At 60.8% G+C, this 25,942-nt stretch carries 21 protein-coding genes; 6 read left to right on the plus strand and 15 right to left on the minus strand.

What is annotated here, in order from left to right:
* The 6 genes from UN63_RS11470 to UN63_RS11495 form a co-directional block, all read right to left on the minus strand.
* Window positions 1–2,450, minus strand: a 2,450-nt coding sequence (locus UN63_RS11470) for a YhdP family protein (RefSeq protein WP_244905178.1), incomplete at its 3' end; no start/stop codon positions are given.
* A 23-nt stretch (window positions 2,451–2,473) separates the two neighbouring features.
* Complete coding sequence (gene rng / locus UN63_RS11475) at window positions 2,474–3,943, minus strand: ribonuclease G (RefSeq protein WP_104486889.1); 1,470 nt, start codon at window positions 3,941–3,943, stop codon at window positions 2,474–2,476.
* Between the two features lie 66 nt (window positions 3,944–4,009).
* Complete coding sequence (locus UN63_RS11480; RefSeq protein ID WP_104486890.1) at window positions 4,010–4,585, minus strand: Maf family protein; 576 nt, start codon at window positions 4,583–4,585, stop codon at window positions 4,010–4,012.
* An 8-nt stretch (window positions 4,586–4,593) separates the two neighbouring features.
* On the minus strand, window positions 4,594–5,082 hold the full coding sequence (mreD, locus tag UN63_RS11485) for a rod shape-determining protein MreD (RefSeq protein WP_104486891.1): 489 nt from the start codon (window positions 5,080–5,082) through the stop codon (window positions 4,594–4,596).
* Window positions 5,079–5,957 (minus strand): rod shape-determining protein MreC, encoded by an 879-nt coding sequence (gene mreC / locus UN63_RS11490; protein WP_104486892.1) that lies wholly within the window; start codon window positions 5,955–5,957, stop codon window positions 5,079–5,081. Before mreC ends, mreD begins: the two co-directional genes overlap by 4 nt.
* A 36-nt stretch (window positions 5,958–5,993) precedes the next feature.
* The gene (locus UN63_RS11495) at window positions 5,994–7,037 is read right to left on the minus strand and encodes a rod shape-determining protein (protein WP_104486893.1); all 1,044 of its coding nucleotides are present in this window, start codon (window positions 7,035–7,037) and stop codon (window positions 5,994–5,996) included.
* Window positions 7,038–7,210: 173 nt separating this feature from the next.
* On the opposite strand from UN63_RS11495, the gene UN63_RS11500 reads away from it, so the two are divergent.
* Entirely contained in the window at window positions 7,211–8,131 is a 921-nt protein-coding gene (locus tag UN63_RS11500) for a 1-aminocyclopropane-1-carboxylate deaminase/D-cysteine desulfhydrase (protein ID WP_229793423.1), read from the plus strand.
* On the opposite strand, the gene UN63_RS11505 is transcribed toward UN63_RS11500, so the two are convergent.
* The 3 genes from UN63_RS11505 to UN63_RS11515 all read right to left on the minus strand — a co-directional run bounded on the left by UN63_RS11505 (window position 8,126) and on the right by UN63_RS11515 (window position 12,275).
* A complete protein-coding gene (locus tag UN63_RS11505; protein WP_104486894.1) occupies window positions 8,126–10,039 on the minus strand; it encodes an EAL domain-containing protein in 1,914 nt (637 codons plus the stop codon). The genes UN63_RS11500 and UN63_RS11505 overlap by 6 nt on opposite strands.
* Before the next feature lie 218 nt (window positions 10,040–10,257).
* The gene (gene ssb, locus UN63_RS11510; protein WP_104486895.1) at window positions 10,258–10,887 is read right to left on the minus strand and encodes a single-stranded DNA-binding protein; all 630 of its coding nucleotides are present in this window, start codon (window positions 10,885–10,887) and stop codon (window positions 10,258–10,260) included.
* A gap of 14 nt (window positions 10,888–10,901) precedes the next feature.
* Window positions 10,902–12,275 (minus strand): MFS transporter, encoded by a 1,374-nt coding sequence (locus tag UN63_RS11515; protein ID WP_104486896.1) that lies wholly within the window; start codon window positions 12,273–12,275, stop codon window positions 10,902–10,904.
* Window positions 12,276–12,420: 145 nt separating this feature from the next.
* Between UN63_RS11515 and uvrA the strand changes: the two genes are divergently transcribed.
* Together uvrA and UN63_RS11525 are read left to right on the plus strand one after the other, a co-directional pair.
* Window positions 12,421–15,249, plus strand: coding sequence for an excinuclease ABC subunit UvrA (gene uvrA, locus UN63_RS11520; protein WP_104486914.1), 2,829 nt, complete (start codon window positions 12,421–12,423; stop codon window positions 15,247–15,249).
* A 17-nt stretch (window positions 15,250–15,266) separates the two neighbouring features.
* A complete protein-coding gene (locus UN63_RS11525; protein ID WP_104486897.1) occupies window positions 15,267–17,018 on the plus strand; it encodes a PglL family O-oligosaccharyltransferase in 1,752 nt (583 codons plus the stop codon).
* A gap of 208 nt (window positions 17,019–17,226) precedes the next feature.
* Here the strand turns inward: UN63_RS11525 and UN63_RS11530 are convergent, their stop codons facing one another.
* On the minus strand, window positions 17,227–18,102 hold the full coding sequence (locus UN63_RS11530; RefSeq protein ID WP_229793424.1) for a glutaminyl-peptide cyclotransferase: 876 nt from the start codon (window positions 18,100–18,102) through the stop codon (window positions 17,227–17,229).
* A gap of 149 nt (window positions 18,103–18,251) precedes the next feature.
* On the opposite strand from UN63_RS11530, the gene UN63_RS11535 reads away from it, so the two are divergent.
* Window positions 18,252–18,644: a PA2779 family protein gene (locus UN63_RS11535; protein ID WP_104486916.1), complete on the plus strand. Its 393-nt coding sequence runs from the start codon at window positions 18,252–18,254 to the stop codon at window positions 18,642–18,644.
* 65 nt (window positions 18,645–18,709) lie between these two features.
* Window positions 18,710–19,645, plus strand: a complete 936-nt coding sequence (locus UN63_RS11540; RefSeq protein ID WP_219821159.1) for a PA2778 family cysteine peptidase — start codon at window positions 18,710–18,712, stop codon at window positions 19,643–19,645.
* 405 nt (window positions 19,646–20,050) lie between these two features.
* On the opposite strand, the gene UN63_RS11545 is transcribed toward UN63_RS11540, so the two are convergent.
* Genes UN63_RS11545 through UN63_RS11565 form a run of 5 tightly spaced genes read right to left on the minus strand, consistent with a single transcriptional unit; the run spans window position 20,051 to window position 25,241 of the window.
* Window positions 20,051–21,760 (minus strand): chloride channel protein, encoded by a 1,710-nt coding sequence (locus UN63_RS11545; RefSeq protein WP_104486899.1) that lies wholly within the window; start codon window positions 21,758–21,760, stop codon window positions 20,051–20,053.
* Between the two features lie 3 nt (window positions 21,761–21,763).
* Window positions 21,764–22,396, minus strand: coding sequence for an ABC-type transport auxiliary lipoprotein family protein (locus UN63_RS11550; RefSeq protein WP_229793425.1), 633 nt, complete (start codon window positions 22,394–22,396; stop codon window positions 21,764–21,766).
* Complete coding sequence (locus UN63_RS11555; protein ID WP_104486900.1) at window positions 22,393–23,331, minus strand: MlaD family protein; 939 nt, start codon at window positions 23,329–23,331, stop codon at window positions 22,393–22,395. The genes UN63_RS11550 and UN63_RS11555 overlap by 4 nt, the downstream gene beginning before the upstream one ends.
* Before the next feature lie 3 nt (window positions 23,332–23,334).
* Window positions 23,335–24,126 carry an ABC transporter ATP-binding protein gene (locus UN63_RS11560; RefSeq protein ID WP_373294509.1) on the minus strand — a complete coding sequence of 264 codons (792 nt, stop codon included), beginning with the start codon at window positions 24,124–24,126 and terminating at the stop codon, window positions 23,335–23,337.
* Window positions 24,123–25,241 (minus strand): MlaE family ABC transporter permease, encoded by a 1,119-nt coding sequence (locus tag UN63_RS11565; RefSeq protein WP_104486901.1) that lies wholly within the window; start codon window positions 25,239–25,241, stop codon window positions 24,123–24,125. The genes UN63_RS11560 and UN63_RS11565 overlap by 4 nt, the downstream gene beginning before the upstream one ends.
* A 130-nt stretch (window positions 25,242–25,371) precedes the next feature.
* Between UN63_RS11565 and UN63_RS11570 the strand changes: the two genes are divergently transcribed.
* Window positions 25,372–25,938 carry a PhnA domain-containing protein gene (locus tag UN63_RS11570; protein WP_104486919.1) on the plus strand — a complete coding sequence of 189 codons (567 nt, stop codon included), beginning with the start codon at window positions 25,372–25,374 and terminating at the stop codon, window positions 25,936–25,938.
* The last annotated feature ends 4 nt before the right edge of the window (window positions 25,939–25,942 follow it).

Here is a 25,942-nt window from a genome sequence, read left to right on the forward strand (position 1 = left end):
GCCAGCCCCCGAATATGCTCCCCCAGGGTCAGCTCAATCCGCGCCTGTTGGCCATCGCCACTCAGCTCGAGGTGGCTCGGCCAGGATTGCTTGCCTACCTTGTTCAGCGGTGGTGGCAAGCGGCTGGCCAGACCTTGCAGCGCAGAGTCGGCCTCGAAGCGATAATCCAGTTCACCCTGCTCCGCCAGCGTCAGCTTGAGTTTGCCGCGCCAGTCGGCCGCGCCGCGTAACGCCTGCAGCGGAGGATACACTCGTGCCAGCTCGGCTGCCTGCAGCCGCCCTCTCATGTCGATGCCCACCTCGTAGCCGGCAGCGGTCTGCTGCCCGCGGTAATCCAGCTTCAGTGGTTGCCCGTTCCAGTTGGCCTCCATGGCCTCGAACCGGGTTTGCCGATCATCGAACAGCAAACGACCGCTGACCTCGTCGAGCAGCAGATCCAGCGGTTTGACTCGCACCCTGTTGTGCGCAAAGTCGACCTGGCCGTCTACCGCCACCTGGCCGCCGTGCAACGGAATTTCCAGCGCCAGTCGGCCTTTCAGCGGGCCCGTCACCTGTACTTGCCCCAGGGTGGTGCCGACCGAGGTCGCCAGGGGAGAGTCCTGCAGATAGGCAGTCACCGCCTCGCCTTCTCCTGCGATGTCGGCACTGAGCTGCAGTTTGGCTGCCTTCTTCAGCGGCACTATGCGCGCATCGATGGCGCGTGCGGTCACAGCACCCAACCGCCCCTCTGATCCCCGCATGTAAAGGCCATCATTTTCAAACAGCAGATCCAGGCTGAGATCGGTCAGCGGCTGCCAGTGTGGATCGAAGCGAAACTCGGCCTGACGCAGCGGTACCCGGGCCTGAAAAATACCGCTGCCATTTTTATAGGGAAAGCCGTTGAGCCGACCGTACCAGAGCACCTCGGCACCGTCGGCCTGGCCCCTGCGGATGGCTCCCTGCAGATAGTCCACCAGCGGCGCGCCCATCAGCGGCTCGGGGAAATAACTGAAAGCCCGCTCGGCCCGCAAGACATCTACCCGCGCCGAGGTGCTGAGCAGGGGCGCGCCCTGGCTCGGTAACTTCAGGCTGAACCAGCCCTGCAGCGCCAGATCGGCGGTGTTTACCGCAAGCGTGTCGCTCCACAACAGCCAGCCGTCCGATTGCTTCTGCCAGCGCAACCCGGTCGACAGCCGCTGCATCGGCCAGGGCTCACGGAAGGTACCGTCGTAGACCCAGTCGGCCGCCTCTTGCTGATTCAAGCTCAATTGGCCCTGGTTGGTAGCCAGCAGAAAATGGCCATTGAGGCCCCGGGTTTGCGGTGTCCATTCGAAGGCGCTGGTACTGACGTCTTCCAGCTCGCCCTGCCAGCGCCAGTCGTCACCGGCAACGGTGGAGGAAAAATAGAGGTTGGTCAGATGGCCCCTGGGAGCAATACCCGCCAGCTGGCGAGCGGTGGCCGGCCAGAAGCTTTCGCCCCACTGGGCCAGCAGGGCCAGATCGGTAAAGGTGAGCCGATCCAGATAGCCATGCAGCCGCTCCTGCTGTCTGTCCAGCTGAAGGTGCCAGCTCGGCCAGGCATCACCGTCGACACTGATGTCGATATTGCTGCTGGCCAGCTGCCAGCCCGCTTCTGTCGGCTGCCACTGCACCCTACCGCCACCAACCGACACCTGATGATCATCGCCCCAGCGCAGCTGGTTTTCGCCCAGGTCGAGCATCCCGGCGCTGAGCTGACCCTGTTGCCATTCCAGCCACAGTTCGAAGTCGAGATCGGCGCTCACCTCCGGGTCCCCTGGCCGGATACGGGAGATCATGGCCGAGGCATCGACACCATCGGCTTGCAGATAGATGCTGCCATCGAGCCGATCGCTCGGACCGGCAAAACGGCTGCTGATGCGCACTTGCTGGTCGGTATCGGGACCAAAACCCAGGCGGCCCTGCCCCTGATGCAGACCGGGCGCATTCTGCCAGTGCAGGGCAGGAAGATGCAGCTCGAACAAGTCCTGCTGCGGTGTGGTCACCACCAGCAGGGCATCGTGCAGGGAGAAGCGCTCCACCCCATCGAGCGCCAGATGGGGCAACCAGCTCAAATCGGTGTCTTGGGCGGCCTTGCGTTCGCCGCTCAGGTTCAGGGGCAGACGCAGGCCATCCAGGGTCAGTTCATTCAGCACAGGCCGCCACTGGCGCAGACTTTGCCATAACTGCACACTCACCAGGGCGCGACGCAGGGTGATGGCCGGCTCTTCGGGGCGGTGCAGGCTGACCTCGTTCACCACCAGCACAGGGCCGTAATCCTGCCAGCGCAGGCCCAGGTGGCCCACTTCCAGGGTCAGCTGCTGCTCGCTCAACAGCCGATCCAGCCACTGCTGCTGCCAGCTGGCCAGCCAGGGCGAGCCGAAGCGCAGCAGGGTCACCAGCACCGCCAGCAGCACCGCCGTTACCGCCAGACCCAGCCAGGCCCAGTTCAACCCTCGCCTGAACACCACAGACACTACATCATCACCACGTCAAACTGTTCCTGGTTATACAGGGGCTCGCTGCTGACCTTGACCTGCTTGCCGATAAACACCTCCAGCTCCGCCAGCATGTGGGACTCATCCTCCTGCAACGCCGAAGCCACGGCCAGGGCTGCATAGACCACGAACTTGTCGGCGTCGTAGGCCTTGTTGACCCTCGTTATCTCGCGCAGTATCTCGTAACAGACGGTTTCCACCGTCTTGACCCGGGCCCGGCCATTGCACTCGGGGCAGGCGCCACAGAGTATATGTTCCAGGCTTTCCCGGGTGCGCTTGCGGGTCATTTCCACCAGCCCCAGCTGGGAAAAACCGTTGACGTTGGTCTTGGCCCTGTCCCTCGACAGCGCCAGTCCCAGGCTGTGCAGCACCCGTCGCTTGTGATCCTCGTCGTACATATCGATGAAGTCGATGATGATGATGCCGCCCAGGTTGCGCAGCCGCAGCTGGCGGGCGATGGCCTGGGTGGCTTCGGTATTGGTGTTGAAAATGGTTTCTTCGAGATTGCGGTGGCCGACGAAGGCGCCGGTGTTGATGTCGACCGTGGTCATGGCCTCAGTCTGATCGATGATGAGGTAGCCACCGGACTTGAGCTCGACCTTGCGATCCAGCGCCCGCTGAATCTCGTTTTCCACATCGTAAAGGTCGAAGATCGGCGAGCTGCCCTGATAATACTCGATCTTGCCGGACAGCTCGGGCACGAATTCCTCGACGAAGGTACACATCGTCTCGTAGGTGATACGGGAGTCGACCCGGATCCGGTCCAGCTCGGCGCCGACGAAATCCCGCACGATACGACAGGCCAGTCCCAGATCTTCATACAAGATGGAGCAGGAAGGATATTTGCCGCGCCGTTCCTGGATTTTGCGCCACAACCGCTTGAGAAAGGCCGCATCCTGCGCCAGCTCGGTTTCACCGATGCCTTCGGCGGCGGTGCGGATGATATAGCCGCCCTGCTCGTCGACATAACTGCCCACGATCTGCTTGAGGCGCTCCCGCTCCTGCTCCGAGTCGATGCGCTGAGAAACCCCCACATAGGCGCTACCGGGCATGAACACCAGATAGCGAGACGGCAAGGTGATATCGGTGGTCAGGCGCGCACCTTTGGTACCCAGGGGATCCTTGACCACCTGTACCACTATGTCCTGGCCCTGGCGGACCAGCTCGGCGATATTGCCGGCCTGAAAATGCGCCTGTTCCTTGGTATCTACGCATTCGGTATGAGGCACTATGTCGGAGGCATGCAGAAACGCCGCCCGCTCACCGCCAATATCGACAAAGGCCGCCTGCATGCCGGGCAGCACCCGACTAACCTTGCCTTTGTAGATATTGCCGACGATGCCACGTCGGGCCTGACGCTCCACATGCACTTCCTGCAGAATACCGTTTTCCACCAGCGCCACCCGGGTTTCCGCGGGGGTCATATTGATTATCAGTTCTGCAGACATGCCTGTTCCGCCATAGGTGAATTAAAGGGTCTCTAAACTACCATAGAATGGCGGCCAGATAAGGGGTCAGCCCGACAAAACCCCACCCCGGCGCAACAGGGCTTCGGTTTCCACCAGCGGCAATCCGACCACGGCGCTGTAACTGCCGTTGATGCGTACCACGAAGCGGCCGGCCAGCCCCTGAATACCGTAGCCACCGGCCTTGTCGGTCGGCTCACCACTGGCCCAGTAACGCTCGATATCGGTTTCGCTCAGCGTCCGGAAGCTGACCTCGGTAGTGACCAGCACCACCTCGAGCCGGCCTTGCCAGGCCAATGCCATGGCGGTCATCACCTGATGGTTGCGACCGGACAGTCGTCGTAGCATGGACAGGCCATCGGCCTTGTCTACCGGCTTCTCCAGCACATCGTCATCCAGCACCACTATGGTATCGCCGGCCAGCACCGGCAGGGGGCGGGGTGCCATGGCGGCTCCGGCGGTGGCCTTGTCTTGGGCCAGGCGCTGCACATAGTCCGCCGCCGCCTCATTGGGCCGACGTTGTTCTTCGACCCGGGGCAACACCAGCTCGAACGGCACTTCCAGCATGACCAGCAATTCACTTCGGCGGGGCGAGGCGGAAGCAAGATAAAGCAAGGGGGGCATGAACAGACTCACGACAGGGCGAATTGCCGCCGGCATTTACGCAGCAGCAGAAAAATCCAGGGCCAGAACACCATGCTGCTGACGATGGACCAGAAATAGGGATAATCGAGCTGAATATCACGGTTCATGTAGGCGGCCCAGAAGATCAGCAGCTTGTTCAGTATCGCTAGGGCGCCGACCACGAAGGCCTGCTGCCAGACCGAGTAGTTGCGCATGCGCTGAAACTGGGCGGCGGCGAGGTACACGGGTATCACCAGCGCCAGGGCATGGACGCCCAGCACAGAGCCGAGCAGCAAATCCAGCATCAGTCCCGAGAAAAACGCCGTGCCCACGTTGGCCCGGTGCGGCAGGGCTATAGTCCAGTAAATCAGGGTAACCAGCAGCCAGTCGGGCCGGAAAGGCGCGATCAGATCCGGCAGCGGCAAAATCGACAGGATCAGCGCCAGCAACAGGCTGACGCCGATCACCAGCCGTCCCTTCAGGGAAAAGCTTCTCATTGAGGGGCTCCTTCTGCCGCTTGCTCTGATGCGACGTCATCCACATCGATGACCTTTGGCTCAGGCCACAGCAACAGCAGGTAACGCACCCTATCGAGGGCGGCGAAGGGCTGTACCCGAATATCGGCAAAGGGCTGGCCTTCTTCGTAACCGACCCGGCTGACCCGTCCGACCGGATACCCTTCGGGAAAGCGTCCTGCCAGGCCGGAACTGAGCAGTACATCCCCCTCGCGGATATCGGTGTTGCGGGTAATGTTGTGCAACAACAGCCGATCGAGCTGGCCACTGCCACTGGCGATGGCCCTGATATCGTTGCGCGCCACTCGCACCGGTATACCGTGGCTGGTATCGGTGATCAGCAGCACCCGACTGGTGGTCTTGCCCACCGAAATAACCTGCCCGACAACACCCTGCTCATTGAGCACCGGCTGGCCTTCGAACACCCCTTCGAGACTGCCTTTATCGATTACTACCTGGTGAGAGAAGGGATCCGTGTCTACCGCCATGATCTCCGCCACCATGCGACGAGTATCGAAGCGCACCGGCGAGCCAAGCAAATCGCGCAGACGTTGATTTTCCTGCTCGAGATGACGCAGCCGCAACAGATCGTCCCGCAACAGGAACAGCTCCTGATCCAGGCGTTGGGACTGGGCCAGCAGAGACTGGCGCGACATCAGCTGACTGGAGGCGGCATCGAGCAACAGCCGAGGGCTGTTGGCCATGTACTGCAGAGGACTCACCAGCGAGTTGAGATAGACCTTGGCCCCGGTAAAGCTGTGATAGCGACTGTCGGCGATAATCAGCAGCAAAGACGCAACCACCGCCAGTGCCAGGCGGATAGGTAAGGAAGGACCACGACCGAAAATCGGTTTCATAGCGGAATAGACAGGCCGGAGAACCCGGCCCCGTTATCAATCGTAATGGAACAGATCCCCGCCGTGCATGTCGATCATTTCCAACGCCTTGCCACCACCACGGGCAACACAGGTCATGGGATCATCGGCGACCACGACGGGAATGCCGGTTTCTTCCATCAATAACCGGTCCAGATCGCGCAGCAGGGCGCCACCGCCGGTGAGCACCATGCCCCGCTCGGAAATATCGGAAGCCAGTTCGGGCGGTGACTGTTCCAGCGCTACCATGACGGCACTGACGATACCCGAGAGCGGCTCTTGCAGCGCTTCCAGGATCTCGTTGGAGTTCAGGGTAAAGCTGCGCGGTACCCCTTCGGCCAGGTTGCGGCCGCGCACTTCGATTTCCAGCACCTCGTCACCCGGATAGGCCGAGCCCACCGCGTGCTTGATACGCTCGGCGGTCGCTTCACCGATCAGAGAGCCGTAGTTGCGGCGCACATAATTGATGATGGACTCGTCGAAGCGATCGCCGCCCACCCGTACCGACTGGGAATACACCACACCGTTGAGGGAGATGATGGCTACTTCTGTGGTACCACCACCGATGTCCACCACCATGGAGCCGGTGGCTTCGGAGACCGGCAGGCCGGCACCGATGGCCGCAGCCATGGGCTCGTCGATCAGATAGACCTCACGGGCACCGGCACCCAGGGCTGATTCCTTGATGGCCCTGCGCTCTACCTGAGTAGAGCCGCAAGGCACGCACACCAGCACACGCGGACTGGGGCGGAAGAAATTATTGTCGTGCACCTGTTTGATAAAATGCTGCAGCATTTTCTCGGTGACATAAAAATCGGCAATCACGCCGTCTTTCATCGGACGGATGGCGGCGATATTGCCAGGAGTCCGTCCCAGCATCTGTTTGGCGGCATGGCCGACGGCGGCAACACTCTGGGCCGAACCGGATCTTTCCTGGCGAATCGCCACGACGGAAGGCTCGTTCAGAACAATGCCCTGATCTTTGACGTAGATGAGAGTGTTGGCTGTTCCCAGATCGATGGAAAGATCGTTGGAAAACATGCCTCTTAGCTTTTTAAACATATGCTGAAGGGGATCCTAGGTTGAGAAACCGGAAAGTGCGGCTAACTTTATCAATGCAGCCGGTTTCAGGCAAGGAGCAAGCGCAGCTAAAGCCGCTCACAGAGGGGGATGAGCTTGAATAACAGGATAAGTTCCCTACACTTGCACGATCATCCCTGTGGTATTAATTTTTCGTGTCTGATCTTTCTTGCTGGCAACATCTGTACCAGCTGCAGCGCCCCTCGCCACTGCAGCGGCTCTGCCACCCCCTGCTGGAACAACATCGGCTGACCCTGTGGATCAAGCGCGATGACCTGCTGCATCATCTTATCTCGGGCAACAAGTGGCGCAAACTGAAATATACACTGCGCCAGGCGCTGTCGGAGCAAGCCGGGGGGCTGCTCAGCTTCGGCGGTGCCTATTCCAATCACCTGCACGCCCTGGCCGCCGCCGGCCACCGGCTGGGCCTGCCCACAGTGGGCATGGTGCGAGGCGAATCCCATAGCAACAATCCCACTCTTGAAGACGCCCGTCGCTGGGGTATGACGCTGGAATTTGTCGACCGGCAGCAGTACCGCCGCCGTCAGGACGCCGACTGGCTGGCAGAGCTGACCCGGCGCCATCCCGGTTATCTCATTATTCCCGAAGGCGGCAGCTGCCCGCAGGCCCTGCCGGGTGTAGCTGAATTGTGGCAAGAGGTGGGGCAGGAGTTGCCCGAACTGGATGAAGTCATACTGCCGGTGGCCAGTGGCGGCACCCTGGCCGGGCTGCTGTCCGCCCGCCCGGCCAGCACCCGGGTACGCGGCTATGCGGTCTTGAAGGGCGCAGGCTGGCTGGCCGAGGAGGTGTGTCGACTGTATCCGCCGGCGGCACAGGATAACGGCTGGCAACTCGAACTGAGCCACCACGGCGGCGGCTATGCCAAAAGCTCGGCGGCCGACAAGGCGGCCATCGCCGAACTGGCAGTGCAGCTCAAGGTACCCCTCGAAGCCATCTACAGCGGCAAGGCGCTGTTGGGGCTGTTTCGGGATATTGCCGACGGCCGCTATGCCGCCGGCAGCCGCCTGTTGTTTCTGCACACCGGCGGCATGCAGGGCGCGCGAGGTGCGCTATAGCAGTTCAAATCGTTCCGGGCGGGAGAAAAAATAGCCCTGACCGGCATAGACACCCAGCTGATGCAGGCATTCCCATTCGGCGGCGGTTTCGACGCCCACCGCAATCACTCGCGTCCGGCTGCCGACACTGTTGCCGACCAGGCTTCTGACCGCCATCTGATTGACGGGTTTGCCGTCGATGTCTCGCACCAGGCTGGGATGCAGCTTGAGATAATCCAGCTCATAGTCCTTGATATATTGCGCACTCACCACATCCTGCCCAGCATGATCCACCGCCAGTCCACAACCCAACGCCTTGAGCGCGCGCAGCGGCTTGCTCAAGGCCTGAAAATGCCGGCTCACCTGGGCTTCCGACAGCTCGATCACCAACCCATTGAGCTGCGCTTTGGGCAACTGGATCAATTCGAAAATCAACCAGCGATGAAAGCCGCCATTCAACAGGCTGGCCGCGGAAATATTGAGTGCCAGGGGCGAACACCGATCGCTTTCCTGCAGCAGCGTCAGGGCGCGCAGCACCATGGCACAATCCAGCTCCTTCAACAGGCCACATTTTTCCGCCATGGGCAGAAAATGCCCGGCCGACAGCTCTCTGCCCTGCTCGTCCTGGATCCGGGCCAACAGCTCATAGATGATCGGCTCCTGCTCCGGCCCGGTATAGATGCCCTGCCGGTCGAGCCGAACCCTGTCCTGCTCCAGTTGACGGCCTAGCAAAGTGCGCCAGCGCACAGTTCCCTTGCCACTGCTCTCTTCGGTCACGCCCTTGTAATACATGAAGTAACCATCACCGCCCTGCAGAGCTGCGCTACGCAGCGCCAACTCGGCTTCCTCTTCCACCTGAGGCAACAATTCACCACAGCGAAAACAGACGCCGCCGATAAACAGCGCAGGCTCTCGTACCTCATCCGGCCAGTGCAGACGGCGTAGCAGCTTCATCACCTGCCGCGCCGCTTCCTGCGCTTCGCTTTCCACCAGGTTAGGAAACAGCAGAGCGAAGGTATTACCGGTGTAGCGGGCCTGCAAGGCCCCGGGATAACGGCGGATCAAGTGCCCCAGATAGACCGAGGCCGACGTCAGCAGCTCATCGCCCCGCTCGTAGCCCAGTTTGTAGTTGATCGGCTCCAGATCCTGTAGCTCCACCAGCAACAGGGCCCCGGAGTGACTGGACGGATCATTCAACGCAGCCTCCAGCCGGTTATCGAAAAACACCCGGTTGCCGATGCCGATTTTTTTGTCTACAAACACATTGGCACGCATGAAGGTATCAAACCGACTGCGTTCCTTGCCCGCCTCTTTCAGATCACGAAGCAGCTTGTCCAGCGCCTGACTGGCCTGATGCGGCCATTCCTCCTGCGGATTATGCTGCAACATGCTGAGCTTACCTTCGAGGATCAACTGGCCACGTAGATCGAGTAGCTCGGCACCTCGCAGCTGTCGACGAAACCAGCGCAGGCTGAACAGCATGCCGACGAACACCAGTATAATAGCGGCGGTCACGCCAGAAAGAGCAGCCAGGGAGTGATCAATTTCATAAAAAGGCGGGCGCAACACCAGATGCACACTCAGACCCGGATGTGCACTCAATGGCTGTTGGTATTCGAGGGAAAGCTCATCGGCCTGCAGCTGCTGGCCAGACTGATAACGATACTGCGGGCCAGACTCATTCTGAACCGAAAAGTCGATAATGTCGTTCACATCGAGCAGCGCCGGCAACCAGCGAACTATGCTCTCCTGCCGTTCGGCGCCACTTTGCCAGCCTTCATTGACCAGGCGCACCACCGAATCGACCTGCCGCTGCTGGTAGGCGGTTCCCATCTGATAGAAGCTGATCCCGGCTCCTATCAGCACCATCAGCACGGCCGCCAGTATGCACATGGTGATGGTGGCAATAAACTGATTGGTAAATCTCATTGATGTTCCCTGACTGACTCCGGCTGATTCCGGCGTTCCTTCCCTGATGTTCCATTATCGTGAACCTGTATAAAACGATACAGCAAGTGCGTGTCATTCTCACGGGCCTGCCTGAAAGATAAGGCTTTTTGGCCATTATCGCCACAATAACAGCTAATAAAAAGCCCCTGATAACAGGGGCTTACATGGTATTCGTTACGAATGTTACCGTTTATGTCCTAGAATGGGATATCGTCATCGAAGTCCATCGGCGGTTCATTGTAGACGGGGGCCTGATTCTGAGGCTGGCTCTGGGGTTTCGGCGCCGGCTTGTTTTGCTGGCCGTACTGGGGCTGCCCCTGAGGCGCACCCTGTTGCTGGCCACCCTGCTGCCCCCAGTTACCCTGGCCGCCTTGTTGCTGACCACCTTGTGGCTGACCGCCCTGCTGCTGGCCAGCTTGTTGTTGACCCCAGCCGCCCTGACCGCCACTTTGGCCACCGCTTTGACCGCCACCCTGCGGGCGTCCACCCAGCATCTGCATGCTGCCGCCAACATCGACCACGATTTCGGTGGTATAGCGATCCTGACCATCCTGGCCTTGCCACTTGCGGGTTTGCAGGCGTCCTTCCACATAGACCTGAGAGCCTTTGCGCAGATATTCACCGGCAATTTCGGCCAGCTTGCCGAAGAACACCACCCGGTGCCATTCGGTACGTTCTTTCTGCTCGCCGCTCTGCTTGTCGCGCCAGCTCTCGCTGGTGGCCAGGGTAATATTGGCAACCGCGCCCCCGCTGGGCATATAACGTACTTCGGGATCCTGGCCCAGGTGGCCGATCAGGATAACTTTATTGATGCCTCTATTGGCCATAACTCGCTCCGCACTCACAGGTTGATCAGGCGCCGGGCCTGATCCAGTTCAAAAATATTGCCATCTACCTTCAGATAGGCGGCCCCCTCTTCGGGGATAATCAAGGCTTCATGCACGCCGGGCAGGGCCATCAGCCGCTGCAACAGTTGCTCGCGCCGATCATGGTTTTCTATATTAACACCGATGGACAGGATATGAGACCGAACCTTGCTCACGTTGGCCATGCCCGCCGCCAGCCAGAACCAGACTGCCATGCAGGCCGCCACCAACAGAAAGACCCCGGCACCACCCAGTTGCTGGAATAATAGCCCACCCAGTACACCGCCGAGAAAAGCGCCAAAAAACTGGCTGGTGGAATAAATACCCATGGCCGTGCCCTTAGCGCCCGCCGGCGCCAGCATAGACAGAAAGGCTGGCAACGAGGCTTCCATGAAATTGAAGGCGGTAAAATACAGCACCATCGCCAGCGCCAGCAGCCAGATCTGGCCCTTGCCTGCCGCCATCAGCAACAGGGCGACCATCATCACCAGAATGGAGGCCTGAAACAGCTGCTTGTTCAGATTGCGTCGCGCGCCCAGGATCAGAAAGGGCACTATCAGCACGAAGGACAACAACAAGGCGGGCAGATACAGCCACCAGTGGTGTTCCGCCGCCAGCCCGGCGTCGAGCAGGGTCAGCGGAAAGGCCACGAATACCGCGGTCAGGGTAAGATGCAACAGCATGATACCGAAATCCAGTCGCAGCAGTTGCCGGTCTTTCAGCAGCCGCCCGAACAGCTCGGGCGCGGCGGTCACATCACGGATCTGACCGCGATGAGCCGATTCAGGCAGCAGGAAGCGCACCATCAGGATGCCGACTACCGCCAGCAATGCCGTGGTCCAGAAAACACCCGACAAACCGAACAGGGACGCCAGCACCGGGCCCAGCACCATGGCGATGGCGAAGGAGATACCGATGCAGACTCCGATGATGGCCATGGCCTTGGTGCGGTTTTCTTCCCGGGTGATGTCGGCGGCCAGCGCCAGAATGGCACCGGCAATGGCGCCGGAGCCCTGCAGTACACGACCGACGGCCACGCCATACACGGAATCGGACAGCGCCGCCACCACAGAGCCCAGGGCAAACAGCGTCAGACCGGCATAGATTACCGGCTTGCGGCCGATGCGGTCCGACAGCCAGCCGGCGGGAATCTGCAACACAGCCTGGGTCAGGCCATAGATGCCGATGACGATGCCCACCCAGAGGGGTGAAAAGCCGATCAGATCTTTCCCGTAAAGGGCAAACACCGGCATAATCATAAACAAACCGAGCATCCGCATGCCGAAAATGCTCGCCAGGGTAAACGAGGCCCGCCGTTCGCGGGGGCTGAAGCCTTGCTCGTCGCTCATGGATATTCTTCCGCCGTTAACAGGATCAAAAAGAGACCTAGTTTAGCACGGTGACACTGTCAGGATTAATGCTTATTGTCCCTTGGCTGGCTATTCATCCAGTGCCATACTAGCCGGTCGAATTTACACCAAGGTAATGCTGCAGATGGATAAAATCGAAGTTCGCGGGGCCCGGACCCATAACCTGAAAAACATCAGCCTGGACCTGCCTCGGGACAAGCTGATCGTCATCACCGGCTTGTCCGGCTCGGGCAAATCGTCCCTCGCCTTCGATACCCTCTACGCCGAGGGCCAGCGCCGCTACGTGGAGTCGCTTTCTGCCTACGCCCGTCAGTTTCTCTCGCTGATGGAGAAACCGGACGTGGACCATATAGAGGGGCTGTCACCGGCCATTTCCATCGAGCAGAAGTCGACCTCCCACAATCCACGTTCCACCGTCGGCACCATTACCGAAATCTACGACTACCTGCGGCTGCTGTTTGCCCGCGTGGGCGAGCCCCGCTGCCCTACCCATTCGCTTCCTCTGGCGGCCCAGACCATCAGCCAGATGGTGGACAAGGTCATGGAACAACCGGAGGGCGATCGGCTGATGCTGCTGGCGCCGGTGATCCGCAACCGCAAGGGCGAACACAGCAAGCTGCTGGACAACCTGTCCGCACAGGGCTTTATTCGCGCCCGCATCGACGGCGAGGTCTGTGACCTGTCGGATCCGCCTAGCCTGGAGCTGCAGAAGAAACATACCATCGAAGTGGTGGTGGACCGCTTCAAGGTGCGCGAGGATCTGCAGCTGCGGCTGGCGGAATCGTTCGAGACGGCGCTGGAGCTATCCGGCGGCATTGCCTCAGTGGTGTCGATGGACGACGCAGATGACCCCGGCCTGGTCTTTTCCGCCAACTTCGCCTGCCCCCAGTGTGGCTATTCCATTGCCGAACTGGAGCCGCGCATCTTCTCGTTCAACAACCCGGCGGGCGCCTGCGACAGCTGCGACGGTTTGGGGGTGCAGCAGATCGTCGATCCGGACAAGGTGATCAGCAACCCGGAGCTGAGCCTGTCCGGCGGCGCCATCCGCGGCTGGGACAAACGCAGCTACTACTACTATCAGATGCTCAAGTCCCTGGCCGAGCATTACGACTTTGACCTTGAGGTTCCCTACCAGGAGCTGCCGGAACAGATACAGCAGGCGGTACTGTACGGCTCTGGCCGCACCAGCATCGAATTCAAATACATGAACGACCGCGGCGACGTGCTGGTGCGCAAGCATCCGTTCGAAGGCATATTGCACAACATGGAGCGCCGCTACCGGGAAACCGAGTCCAACTCGGTGCGCGAAGAGCTGGCCAAGTACCAGAGCCATCGCGCCTGCCCAGGCTGCAGCGGCACCCGCCTGAAAGAAGGGCCGCGCAATGTATTTGTGGCCGGCCACACCCTGCCCCAGGTCGCCGACATGGCCATCGGCGAGGCCCACGCCTTTTTTACCGGCATGGAGCTGACGGGACAGAAGGCGCAGATCGCCGACAAGATCTTCAAGGAGATCGTCGCGCGGCTGGGCTTTCTGGTGAACGTCGGCCTCAACTACCTGACCCTGTCGCGCAGCGCCGACACCCTGTCCGGCGGCGAGGCCCAGCGCATCCGGCTGGCCAGCCAGATTGGCGCCGGCCTGGTCGGCGTCATGTATGTACTGGATGAACCCAGTATCGGCCTGCACCAGCGAGATAACGAGCGCTTACTGTCGACCCTGACCCACCTGCGGGATCTGGGCAACACCGTGATCGTGGTGGAGCACGACGAAGACGCAATTCGCGCCGCCGACTATGTGCTGGACATAGGCCCCGGCGCCGGCGTGCACGGCGGAGAAATCGTGGCCCAGGGCACCCCCGCCGAAGTCATGGCCAACCCGGATTCCCTCACCGGCGCCTATCTGTCGGGCCGCGAGTGCATCGCCATACCGGACCAGCGTACTCCTGCGGGTGAGCACTGGCTAACGCTGAGCGGCGCCCGCGGCAACAACCTGCAAGACGTCGAGCTGAAGCTGCCGCTGGGGCTGATGACCTGTGTGACCGGTGTATCCGGCTCGGGTAAGTCGACCCTGATCAACAACACCCTGTTTCCCATCGCCCATCGGGAGCTGAACAAGGCCACCGTCAGCCAGCCCTCGCCCTACGACAGCATCGAGGGCATGGACAAGCTGGACAAGGTGGTGGATATCGATCAAAGCCCCATAGGCCGCACGCCCCGCTCCAACCCGGCCACCTATACCGGTATTTTCACACCCATTCGCGAATTGTTTGCCGCGACGCATGAAGCCCGTTCCCGGGGTTACAAGCCGGGCCGGTTCTCGTTCAACGTCAAGGGCGGACGCTGTGAAGCCTGCCAGGGCGACGGCCTTATCAAGGTGGAGATGCACTTTCTGCCCGACGTCTATGTGCCCTGCGATGTGTGCAAGAGCAAACGCTATAACCGGGAAACCCTGGAGATCAAATACAAGGGGCTGAGCATCCATGAGGTGCTGGACATGACGGTTGAGGAAGCCAGTGACTTCTTCGCGCCGGTACCGGCCATCTCCCGCAAGCTGCAAACCTTGATGGACGTGGGCCTGTCCTATATTCGGCTGGGTCAGTCGGCCACCACCCTGTCCGGTGGCGAGGCCCAGCGGGTCAAGCTGGCGAAGGAGCTGTCCAAGCGTGACACCGGGCAGACCCTCTATATTCTGGACGAGCCCACCACCGGGCTGCATTTTCACGATATTCAGCTGTTGCTGACGGTGCTGCACCGGCTGCGCGATCACGGCAACACTGTCGTGATCATCGAGCACAATCTGGACGTGGTCAAAACGGCCGACTGGATCGTCGACATGGGGCCGGAAGGCGGTAGCGGCGGCGGCCAGATCCTGGTCACCGGCACTCCCGAACAGGTGGCGGAACACAAAGAGTCTCACACGGCTCGCTTTTTACGACCTATGCTGAAAGGGCGCTAGTCTGCATGGAAGCAACGATGACACGGATTTCACTACCCTACCTCTGGTTCTGGTGTTTCGCCGCCTGGTCGCTGGGCGGCATGCATTACTTTATGCACAACCCCGGCGGCTCCGGGTTCTATCTGCCGTTCAACATGGTGGGCTGGATCTTCATCTCGCTGATGACGGGCCTGGGACTGTGGCAGATGACTCTCAATCGCAGCGTAAGTTACAGCCGTTTTCACCTCTGGTGCTGGCTGGTGCTGTTACTGCTGCTGGTGCCGCTGCTCTATCCCAACCGGGGCTTTGCGGATCACGCCCTGCCCCGGCTGGCGGGGCTGGCGGGTGGTTTACTATTCTATTTCGCTCTGCTGCAGTGCCGCCTCAACGAAACGGCCCGTTATCGGCTGCTGTATCTGCTGCTTGCCGCCATCAGCCTGGAAGCCCTGCTCGGTCTGATTCAGTATTATCTGCTGACGCCCGGCAACTTGATTGGCTACAACACCGACACCAATCGTCCCTATGGCATCTTTCAGCAACCCAATGTGATGGCCAGTTTCATGGCCACCGGCCTGATGCTGGCCTGCTATCTGGGGCTGGCAGACAAGCGCCGCCTGCCGGTAATCAGACAACTCTGGCTGGGCGCCGTGCTGTTCAGCGTCCCCCTGCTGCTAGTGGTGTTGCAATCCCGGGTCGGCCTGCTCGGTGGCGTGATTGGCCTCTTGCTGCTGCTGCCGCTGGCCTGGCAGACTGACCGGAAGCGGTTGCTTATCGGCCTGGGCCTGGTGCTGGCAGGCATAGTGGCAGCCCTATATTCCCAGTCGCTGAACGAGGGAGTGCAGCGGGGTGTCGAGGCCTTGGCCAACCCCGGTTACCGCAAGGGCTACTGGCAACAGGGACTGGCCATGATCCAGGCTTCTCCGCTGTTCGGCTTCGGCTATGGCGACTTCGAGCGTCAGTTTATGGAGTTTTATAACGCCAGCCGGGTGGCGGAAGGCCTGTTGCCACCGATGGAACCCAACCTGGATCATCCTCATAACGAACTGCTCTACTGGGGCATTGAAGGCGGCCTGCTGCCGGTGCTGGCCATTGTCTCGGTGGCGCTGGCCTTAGTCCGCCTGCTGTTCAAGGCCCCCTGGCGCCACGCGCTGGCGCTGGCCGCCCTGGTTTGGCCCATTGCCCTGCACAGCCAGACCGAATACCCTTTCTATCATTCACTGGCCCACTGGATCACGCTGCTGGTACTGCTGTACTGGATAGACACCCGACTGGAAGCGCTGCACAGCCAGCCATACCGCCCCTGGCTGCTGGCCCGTTTTGCCGCCCTGCTGATCCCCGCGCTGGTGGTGCCCTTCATGCTCACCGGCCTGCAGACTGCCCGGGTCGTCACCCAGTATGAACGAGGCGGTGGCAAGGAGCCTGAGCTGTTGCTGTCCGCCAGCAATCCCCTGGCCTGGCTGACCCGACTGGAATTCAACGCCATGTCGTTGCGGCTGGCGGTAGGCTCGGCGCAGCAAAATACCGAGGAGCTGCAGGCCTATGTCGACTGGGGCCAGCAATTTGTGCTCCATACTCCCAGGGCCAACATTTACTACAACATGGCGCTGGCTCTGAACCGGCTGGATAGACAGCAGGAAGCGGAGCAGTTGCTGCAACAGGCCCGTTATTTCTACCCGAATGATGCCATGTTACAGGAAGACAATATCGACAAGGCACTTCAGACTCTGGATCAGGGCCACGTTAGCCAAGCCGACAAGACGGCCATGATTGGGCCCGCAGAGGAGTCCTGAGGCCTCACATCCTCTGCTTGTGTCGCCAGCAGGGGATATCGAAGCTTCAAGGAGGACAAAAAGATCTGCTTCACCTACCAGCACATGACAGGGATGTCATGTGCTGGGCGTCACAGGGAGGTGCTTGAGCGAGTCGGAGACGAGGGCCCTTTGTCTGCATACAGCGCCTGTATCTAAGCATTAAACGCTTACTTTTCCTGCGCTGCATTCACCGTGCTGCCGGTACGAAGCGTACCCGAAACATCTTGGGCCAGAGCTTGCCGGTCAGGTAAAACTCATCACGCTTCGGGTCATGAGCAATGCCGTTGAGTACCGCCTCCGGATCTGCGGGCCGACCACTCAAGGCCAGCAGCGAGGTGGCATCGATGTCGGCATCGACTCGGCCACTGTGCTTGTCGATTCTGACGATACGGTTCTCCTTCCAGACATTGGCGTAAATGTAGTCGTCGACGCAGGCCAGATCGTTAAGCCTACCCAGGGGCCACCCCTCTCGCATCACGATCACACTGGCCTGTAGGGAAAAGTCCACCGGATCACGCCGGAAAAGGGTAGCACTGCCGTCACTCATCCACAGCGCCTCGCCATCAAAGCACAAACCCCAGCCCTCTCCGCCGTATTGATGAGCCTGTACCAGCGACAGAGTATCCAGATCGTAGACCAGCGCCAGCCCTTCTCTCCATGTCAGCTGGATCAGCCGGTTACCGACCCGCTCCAGCCCTTCACCGAAATAAGCCGGATCCAGCGCCAGCCGATTCACTACCTCCCCTGTTTCCGGATCCAGCTTGCGCAGGCTGGATTTGTCATAGAGGCCGGTACTTTCATAAAGATACCCGTCGTGCAGCAAGAGCCCCTGGGTAAAGGCATCGGGCTCATGGGGCAAAATTGCCACCACCTCCAGATCCCATAGTGCGACGGCGCTCTCCTCCGCCAGGACCGGCAGCCAGCAAAACCAGATCACCAACAGCGCCCGGTACCCCTTCAAATAACCAGAAATAACGCCTCCCAAAATAGTCGAATAGCGGCCATGACACTTGAAACGCTGCCGCAGATAGTCAGGACGGCTACCGGCATCATCGGCGCTCACAGGTAAAAACCGTTAATTTCGGTGCTTCAAATGACAACCCTGCTCTTTCACTCTGTCTATACTCATTACTCGGATCCCAAACATGAAACTCGTGCTCTCGGAACGAATCCATTTCGCCTTCCCCCAGTTTAAGGAGAATAACAATGTTAATGAAAAGATTCTTTCGGATACTCAACCCTTTACTGATCCTGTCCCTGATGATGGGCACCATGCCGCTGGCCGTTCAGGCCCAGCCGAGCCAGCTGGTGTCCACTCAGAGCGCGCTGGATTCGATGCAGATCAGTGCCGAGCGCGAACGTATCGGCACACTGCTGGCCCGTGCCGATGTACGCGAGCAGCTGGTTAACCATGGAGTTGAATTGAATGAAGTCGAGGCCCGGGTCGCCGCCCTGTCGGATCAGGAAGTGCGTCAGATGGCCGAACAGCTGGATAACATGCCCGCCGGGGCCAACGGTGTGGTCGGCGCCCTGCTCACCGTTTTCATCATACTGCTGGTCACCGATCTGCTGGGTCTGACTCACGTCTTCCCCTTCACTCGCTAATGGCGTTCTTTAAACCGCTGAAGGCGCTCCGTCATCACCTGCAAAACGTCCGCCTGGCGGGCGTTTTGCCATCACCTGTACAGATGCTGCCGGTGCTGATGTTGCCGGCACTGCTGAGTGGCTGCGCCGCCACGCCCCGGTTATCACCGGACATAGCGGGGCAGCTCCCCGGTCAGGCTTATGTCACCGGCGTACCCTTTCACAGTCAGCGCGACTACCAGTGCGGCCCTGCCTCACTGGCCATGGCACTCAATGCCAGCGGCGTCGAGGTGAGCGTGGATCAGCTGATCCCCCAGGTATTCGTGCCCGGGCGCGAAGGCAGCGTGCAACCGGAGATGATGGCCACGGTGCGTCGTCATCACCGCATCGGTTATCTGCTGGACGGCAGCTTCGATGCCCTCTTGTCGGAAGTGAACGCCGGACACCCGGTGGTGGTGCTGCAGAATCTGTCGCTACCGCTGTTGCCGATGTGGCATTACGCGGTTGCCATCGGTTACGACCGACAACGAGAACAGCTGATACTGCACAGCGGCGAGCAATCCCGTCAGGTGACCGACATGAGCCGCTTTGACGCCACCTGGGCGCGCAGTGGCCGCTGGGCCATGGTGGCACTCCCGCCGGGGCAGCTGCCACAGAGCATCACTTCGCAGCAGGCCACCGACAGTATCGCCGCCTTCGAATCAACCACCGGTGCCGAGGCCGCCCTGCCCGCCTGGCAGGCGATGGTCGCACGCTGGCCCGGCCATGCCATGGGCTGGTTTGCGCTGGGCAATGCACTGCATGCCAGCGGTGACCCGCAGCCAGCGGCCGATGCCTTCGAGCAGGCCACCAAGCAGGATCCCGGGCTGGCGGTCGCCTGGCTTAACCTGGGGGTGACTCAAACCAGTCTTGGCCAACGGCTGCAGGCCATCACCAGCCTGCAACGGGCCGCAGCCCTTCCCGGCCGGTGGCAAGCCCAGGCTGAACAGGCGTTGACAGAATTAGCACCGCTATCCCATTAAGTATCTGATCAGGTTTTGGAGGGGAGTTACAGAGGCAACAGAGCCGACTCCCTCGACACGCTACGAGTACATCCGTGTAGGCTCGGAAATGCCATCCCTGGCATTTCACGGTCGTGGGAGCCGTTCTCTGTTGCCTCTTCTGAAACACCGAGTTGTCAGCAGGCAGTGCTAACAGGCGACGCCGGAGCATCAAGGAGGACAAAGGGATCTGCTCCACCGACCATCACATGACAGGGCCAACAAAAGCTCCTGCAATGCTGGCACTCCCGCCTTCCATGGCGGTCGGATGTCATGTGCTGAGCGTCACAGGGAGGTGCTTGAGCGGGTCGGTGGAGCGGACCCTTTGTCCGAGATTGATGTGGTCATCAAAAAGCTCGAATGTTTAATGCAACAGGTATTATTACATTAATGGATGGGATCATCCGTGGTCAGCATCGTTACCAGGCGGCGGCGCGTCACCAACCCCAGGCCCTGACGACCGACCGGTAGCAGGAAACCGGCGGTTTCTTCCTGCTGCAGCGTCTTGAGTGCAGTCAGCAGGGAAGCATCCTCGGTCAGCTCAATTAACTGTCGACGATCACTCAACAGTGGCGCCAGCGCCTGGAGCAGTGTCTGATCTTCCTGCTGCCGACATGTCAGGCAAGCTTCCGCGAATGCTTCTTCCTCAACCAGATAGCAATGTTCTGACTGTCGTACCACCACCCAGGGCAGCTTTTGTTCGAGCACTGCGTCCAGATTATTATCACCCTGCTCGATATCGAACTCGGTGAAGCGGAAACTGGCCAGCTCGGACAAATAACGCTGCGCCAGGGCGGTACGCAGCGGGTGGGTTTGCAGCAGGCGTCCCCGCTCCTTGAGCAGGGTCAGCAGCAGCGACGGTTGCCGAAACCCATGCTGGCAGACCAGATTGGCGCTGAGCACCACTGTCATCGCCGGAAACATCGCCTCGGCACTGAGCGACAGCTCCAGCACAGTGGCCAGCGCCGCCAGGGGGGCATGCAACACGGCACCCATCATGGCCGCCATGCCCAGCAGGGCGTAGAGGCCTGGCTCGGAAGCGCCCGGCACCAGGGCGCCCGCCACGCCACCGGCGCAAACTCCCAGCATCAGCATGGGGGCTATCTGACCACCCGGCACCCCCAGCCCGATGGCCGCCGCCGTAGCAATCAGCTTGGCGCCCAGGATTAGCAACAACAGCAACCAGGGCAGCTGATTATCCAGGGTGGCGTTGATGGTGTCATAACCCGAGCCGAGGATTTGCGGCACGAACAACGCCAGCCCGCCGGTGATCACGCCGGCCAGCAGCAACCTGGCCGCCCGGCTATTGAGGGGAAAACGAAGAAAGAGCCGGACCAGATAATGAAACAGAACCGCCACCAGACCCATCCAGAGCCCGGTGAGCAGCAGGCTGGGAATATCGCCATAGCCCGCCAGCGACAACCGGACCGGTTGCAACACCGAGTGAGGGCCGAGCAAAGCGCCGCTAAAGGCCGAGGCGGTGATGGCGGCGGCGATAATGGGAGCAAATCCCAGCAGGCTGTATTCCATCAGCACTACTTCCATCGCAAACAAGACCCCAGCCAGCGGCGTGTTGAAGGCGGCGGAAATGGCCGCCGCCGTACCGCAGCCGATCAGCAACCGTAGCTGACTCGGGGGACGATCCGTATATTGCCCCAGCAGGCTGGCGATGCCGGCCCCCATGTGCACCGCAGGCCCTTCGCGGCCGACGCTATGGCCGGTGCCCAGCGCAATCAAGGCCGCCATGAACTGAAAGGCGGTATTGGCTGCCGGCAGCTGCCCCCGACCGAACTGCAGCCGTTCCAGTACATAGGCCAGCCCGACCGTCTGGCCGGAGACTGGCGTCAGCCGATAAAGCAGGATCAGCAGCAGGCTGCCCAGCACCGGCAATCCCAGTCGCCACCAGGGCGACAGGGATTCGAAATCTTCCAGGTTGGCGCCGTTCAGCCAGCCCAGGGTCATGTTCAGCAGACTCAGGAAGCCGAACATGACCAAGCCGGACAGGATACCGATCACGCCCCCCAGCAGCACCAGAGGCAGCAGGCTATGCGAGGGGCCGGCAAAAAACCGGTGAAACTTGCTGGACGTCGGCTTCATCGGTTATGGCCGCCGAGTGACCAGCAGCCAGTCGAGCAGCTCCCGCGCCAACCGATCATGGGCCACCCCGAACGCCGCCACCACCGCCGGCACTTCTGGCCCCTGCGGGATCTCACTGACGTCGAAACGCCGGCTGGCCAGTATGGTGCGCCGGTAGGGGTCAATCAGCCTGGCATCGAAGCGAATGATCACCAGGGGGCGGCCCTGGCGATATTCGCTTTGAAAGGCACGCAATACCCCGCCCAGCTCAACATCGACCCTCAGGTTGTCTGCGTCGCTGCCGACATGCCGGAGACGGCCATCCTTCTGGAACGACTCGATCAATTGATCCCGCCACAATACCGGCAACGGCGATACCCAGCGTACATTCTGATAGACGCTGAGCTGGTTGTCTTGCGGCACCACCGCGATGCGGGTTCCGGCCAATAGTCCGCTGGTTTCGGGCCGAATGATGCGTAGCGTCAAATCCACCCTTTCCGCCGAGCCTGGAGCCACGCTCGGTGCCAGGGCCGGTGGCGGCAGGCGATAAAAAGTGACCGGCGGGGATGAGGGCAGCAGGGTGCAACCACTCAGCGCCAGCACCACCGATAACCCTATCATCGGCATATGAGCCCATAACCGTCTCATCGTCATCATGGTTGAAACTCCCGGATTTTCTCCCCGCCCAGCAGAAAGCCGGAGGGATCTTCTTCAAGACGCCGGGCAACCTCGCCCAGGGTGGCAAGGGTGCTGCGCAACTCCTTCAGGGTCGGCTCCAGCTCGGCCATGCCCTGCAGACCCGATCCCAGCGCCTGCTGGTTATCGGCCAGCAAGCGATCGAGATTACGACTGAATCGCTCGAGGGAGGCCAGACTGCGATCCGCATTGGTAAGCAGGCGCTCGCCCTTACCGCCAAGCTGGTCCTCCAGCTGGCCGAGCAGCCGGGAAGCCTGGGTCATGGTGGCTTTCATCTGCCGGCTGGCCTCTGCCAGATCCGCCATCCCCTGACGGAGTTCGCCTTTCTGCCCGGCAATCACGCTGGTGGTTTCATCCAGGTTGGCCAGCACCCGGCCGAGATGCCGGCTGTTTGCCGCCGAGAACAGCTGATTGGCCCTGTCGACCAGAGAGGTAATACCGACCAGCAGCTCTTCGCTGTTCACCCGCAAGCGGGCTATGGGGGAAGGATCCGCCAGGATCACCGGCAGGGCATCGCCCTCAGCCCCGAGCGCCGGGCTGGCAGGAGAGCCCTCACTCAGCTGAATGTTGGCGGCGCCGGTAATATTGGCCAGCGCCAGCCGGGCACGGGTGTCGATTTTTACCGGGGTCTGCCGGGCGATGCGTACCCGAGCCAGTACCCGCCGCGGATCTTGTGGATCCAGAGACAGGTTTTCCACTTCCCCGACCCGAATGCCGTTGTACTCTACCGCACTGCCTACGGTCAGGCCGCTGACCGCCTCCCGAAACACGATATCGTACAGCCGGGAGTCTTGCTGACTGCCAGCTCTGACCAGCCAGAGCGCGAACAGCAGAACACCGGCGGCAACGGCCAGGGTAAAACAGCCAATCAGCACATGATGTGCACGGGTTTCCATCTGTCACTCCTTGCGAGCAAGTTCGGCCGCCTGACTCGCGGCCCGGCCGCGGGGGCCATGAAAGTAATCCTGTACCCAGGCATCGTCGGTGGCAGCCACCACCGCCAGCCGGTCGGCCACCAGTACCTTCTTGTGGGCCAGCACCGCCACCCGATCACAGCTGCTGTAGAGAGTATCCAGATCATGGGTGACCAGGAACACCGTCAGGTTGAGCGCATCCCGCAGCGTCAACAACAACCGGTCGAAGGCCGCCGCCGCGATGGGATCCAGGCCGGCAGTCGGCTCGTCGAGAAACAGCACATCCGGATCCAGTGCCAGCGCCCGGGCCAGGGCCGCCCGCTTGATCATGCCCCCGGACAGCTCGGACGGATACAAGGCCGCCGCTTTGGCCGGCAATCCGACCAGTGCCAGCTTGACCGACGCCAGATAGGAAGCATCCGTGCGGGACAATCCCGCCTGCTCGATCAGCGCCAGCTCGATATTTTCGGTAACGGTGAGCGAAGAAAACAGCGCCCCCTTCTGAAACAGCACGCCCATGCGTCGTTCCAGCAGCACCCGCTCCTTCTCCGGCAAGGCCAGAAGATTCTGGCCCAGTAGCCGCACCTCACCACTACTTGGCCGGCGCAGTCCGACGATGGATCGCAACAACACCGACTTTCCGGTACCGGATCCCCCGACCACCCCGAGGATCTCGCCCCGGTAAACGTCCAGATCCAGATCCTCATGCACCACATGGGTGCCGAATCGATTGTCGAGCGCCCGCACCTGGATCACCATTTCTCCGGTTTGGCTCACCAGTCCATCTCCATCAGAAAGAGAGCGGCAATCGCATCCAGCAGTATCACCACGAAGATCGACTGCACCACGCTGGAGGTCGTGTGTTCGCCCACCGACTGGGCGCTGCCGCCGACCTTGAATCCTTCCAGACAACCTATCAACGCAATCAGCAGGGCAAACAGCGGCGCCTTGCCCATTCCCACCAGAAAGTGCTGTACCGGCACCAGCTGTACTATAGCCAGATACTGGGCCAGAGAAATATCGAGTGAGAGTAAAGACACGGCGGCGCCACCGGCCATGCCCGAGAGCATGGCAATAAAGGTCAGCAGCGGCAACGTCAGCACCAGCGCCAGCAGTCGCGGCAGCACCAGTAGTTCGATGGGATCCAGCCCCTGGGTGCGCAGTGCGTCCAATTCCTCGTTCACCTTCATGGAGCCGAGCTGGGCGGTAAAGGCGCTGGCGGTACGACCGGCCAGCAGAATGGCGGTGAGCAGCACCCCGAACTCCCGCAGAAAGGAATAGGCCACCAGATCGACCGTATAAATGGTGGCGCCGAAATTCGCCAGCACAGTGGCGCCGAGAAAGGCCACGACCGCCCCAACCAGAAAGGTGAGCAAGGCGACGATGGGCACCGCATTGAGCCCACACTGATGCATCTGCGCCACCAGAGCGGTGATCCGCCAGCGCCGTGGTTTGAGTATCGAGACCGCCAGGGTACTCAGGGTCAGCCCCATGAAACCGAGCAGCAGGACCAGCTGCCGCCAGACATCCAGCACGCGTTCACCCAGCCGGGCCAGGCCGTCGGTCCAGCGAGACTCCGCCGGCGGTGGAGGCTCCCGGCTGGCCATGGCGTTCGCCACTGCCAGCAGCAATGCCTGGCGTTCGGCAGACAGCCCAGTGGCGTCGGGCAATATCCGGCAGAGCGAGGCCGCGCCCAGCAACTTCACCAGCAGGGCGGCACCCGCGGTATCAAGCGCGGTGAGGCCGGACGCATCCAAACTGTTGACCGATGCTGTCGGTGGCACCACAGTACGCACCAGCTCCGCATAATGCGCCAGGGTCCAGGGCCCCCGCAGGCAGGCACAAGGCTGGACGTCGGTGGTCACGGTCAGTGCTGCACTCATCTCGTTCATGCTCTCCGGCCCGCCTAAAAATAAACTCATATGAGGCTTAAATTATCTATCATCACCCCTATAACCACAACAAGTACCCGGCTTTATGCTAGGATCGCGCGATGTTTTCATCATTTCGAAAATCCTCATCATGACCATAGAACAACAATTACAACAACGCAGCGACGGCCGTTGCGAGCTGTGCGGCGCCACCGACCAGCTGAGCCTGCAGGCCGTTTCCCCAAAAAATGCCGACAGAGCCGATCATTGCACTTTGCTGTGCGCCACTTGCCAGAACGACCTCGAGTCGCCCCAGGATCACAACCACTGGCGCTGTCTGAACGACAGCATGTGGAGCCAGGAGCCGGCTGTACAGGTGCTGGCCTGGCGAACCTTGAAGAAACTATCCACCGAGGTCTGGGCCCGGGATCTGCTGGACATGATGTATCTGGAGCCGAAAACGCAGCAGTGGGCCGAAATGGGTCAGGTAAATGAAGAAGACGACAGCGCTCCGACCTTCGACAGCAACGGCGCCCGCCTGCAGGCCGGTGACTCCGTTACCCTGATCAAGGATCTGGACGTCAAGGGCGCGGGCTTTACCGCCAAGCGCGGCACCATGGTCAGGGGCATCAACCTGACCAGCAACCCCGAGCACATCGAAGGCAAGGTCAACGGCGTACAGATTGTCTTGGTCGCCAAGTTCCTGAAAAAAGCCTGAGTCG

Source organism: Oceanisphaera arctica, from assembly GCF_002936955.1.
Taxonomy (GTDB): Bacteria; Pseudomonadota; Gammaproteobacteria; order Enterobacterales; family Aeromonadaceae; genus Oceanimonas; species Oceanimonas arctica.

What these genes read in the sequence shown, in the direction of transcription:
- rng (WP_104486889.1), bottom strand. Translation starts at nt 3,943, where the DNA reads ATGTCTGCAGAACTGATAATCAATATGACCCCCGCGGAAACCCGGGTG.
- UN63_RS11480 (WP_104486890.1), bottom strand. Translation starts at nt 4,585, where the DNA reads ATGCCCCCCTTGCTTTATCTTGCTTCCGCCTCGCCCCGCCGAAGTGAA.
- mreD (WP_104486891.1), bottom strand. Translation starts at nt 5,082, where the DNA reads ATGAGAAGCTTTTCCCTGAAGGGACGGCTGGTGATCGGCGTCAGCCTG.
- mreC (WP_104486892.1), bottom strand. Translation starts at nt 5,957, where the DNA reads ATGAAACCGATTTTCGGTCGTGGTCCTTCCTTACCTATCCGCCTGGCA.
- UN63_RS11495 (WP_104486893.1), bottom strand. Translation starts at nt 7,037, where the DNA reads ATGTTTAAAAAGCTAAGAGGCATGTTTTCCAACGATCTTTCCATCGAT.
- UN63_RS11505 (WP_104486894.1), bottom strand. Translation starts at nt 10,039, where the DNA reads ATGAGATTTACCAATCAGTTTATTGCCACCATCACCATGTGCATACTG.
- ssb (WP_104486895.1), bottom strand. Translation starts at nt 10,887, where the DNA reads ATGGCCAATAGAGGCATCAATAAAGTTATCCTGATCGGCCACCTGGGC.
- UN63_RS11515 (WP_104486896.1), bottom strand. Translation starts at nt 12,275, where the DNA reads ATGAGCGACGAGCAAGGCTTCAGCCCCCGCGAACGGCGGGCCTCGTTT.
- uvrA (WP_104486914.1), top strand. Translation starts at nt 12,421, where the DNA reads ATGGATAAAATCGAAGTTCGCGGGGCCCGGACCCATAACCTGAAAAAC.
- UN63_RS11525 (WP_104486897.1), top strand. Translation starts at nt 15,267, where the DNA reads ATGACACGGATTTCACTACCCTACCTCTGGTTCTGGTGTTTCGCCGCC.
- UN63_RS11535 (WP_104486916.1), top strand. Translation starts at nt 18,252, where the DNA reads ATGAAAAGATTCTTTCGGATACTCAACCCTTTACTGATCCTGTCCCTG.
- UN63_RS11545 (WP_104486899.1), bottom strand. Translation starts at nt 21,760, where the DNA reads ATGAAGCCGACGTCCAGCAAGTTTCACCGGTTTTTTGCCGGCCCCTCG.
- UN63_RS11550 (WP_229793425.1), bottom strand. Translation starts at nt 22,396, where the DNA reads ATGATGACGATGAGACGGTTATGGGCTCATATGCCGATGATAGGGTTA.
- UN63_RS11555 (WP_104486900.1), bottom strand. Translation starts at nt 23,331, where the DNA reads ATGGAAACCCGTGCACATCATGTGCTGATTGGCTGTTTTACCCTGGCC.
- UN63_RS11565 (WP_104486901.1), bottom strand. Translation starts at nt 25,241, where the DNA reads ATGAACGAGATGAGTGCAGCACTGACCGTGACCACCGACGTCCAGCCT.
- UN63_RS11570 (WP_104486919.1), top strand. Translation starts at nt 25,372, where the DNA reads ATGACCATAGAACAACAATTACAACAACGCAGCGACGGCCGTTGCGAG.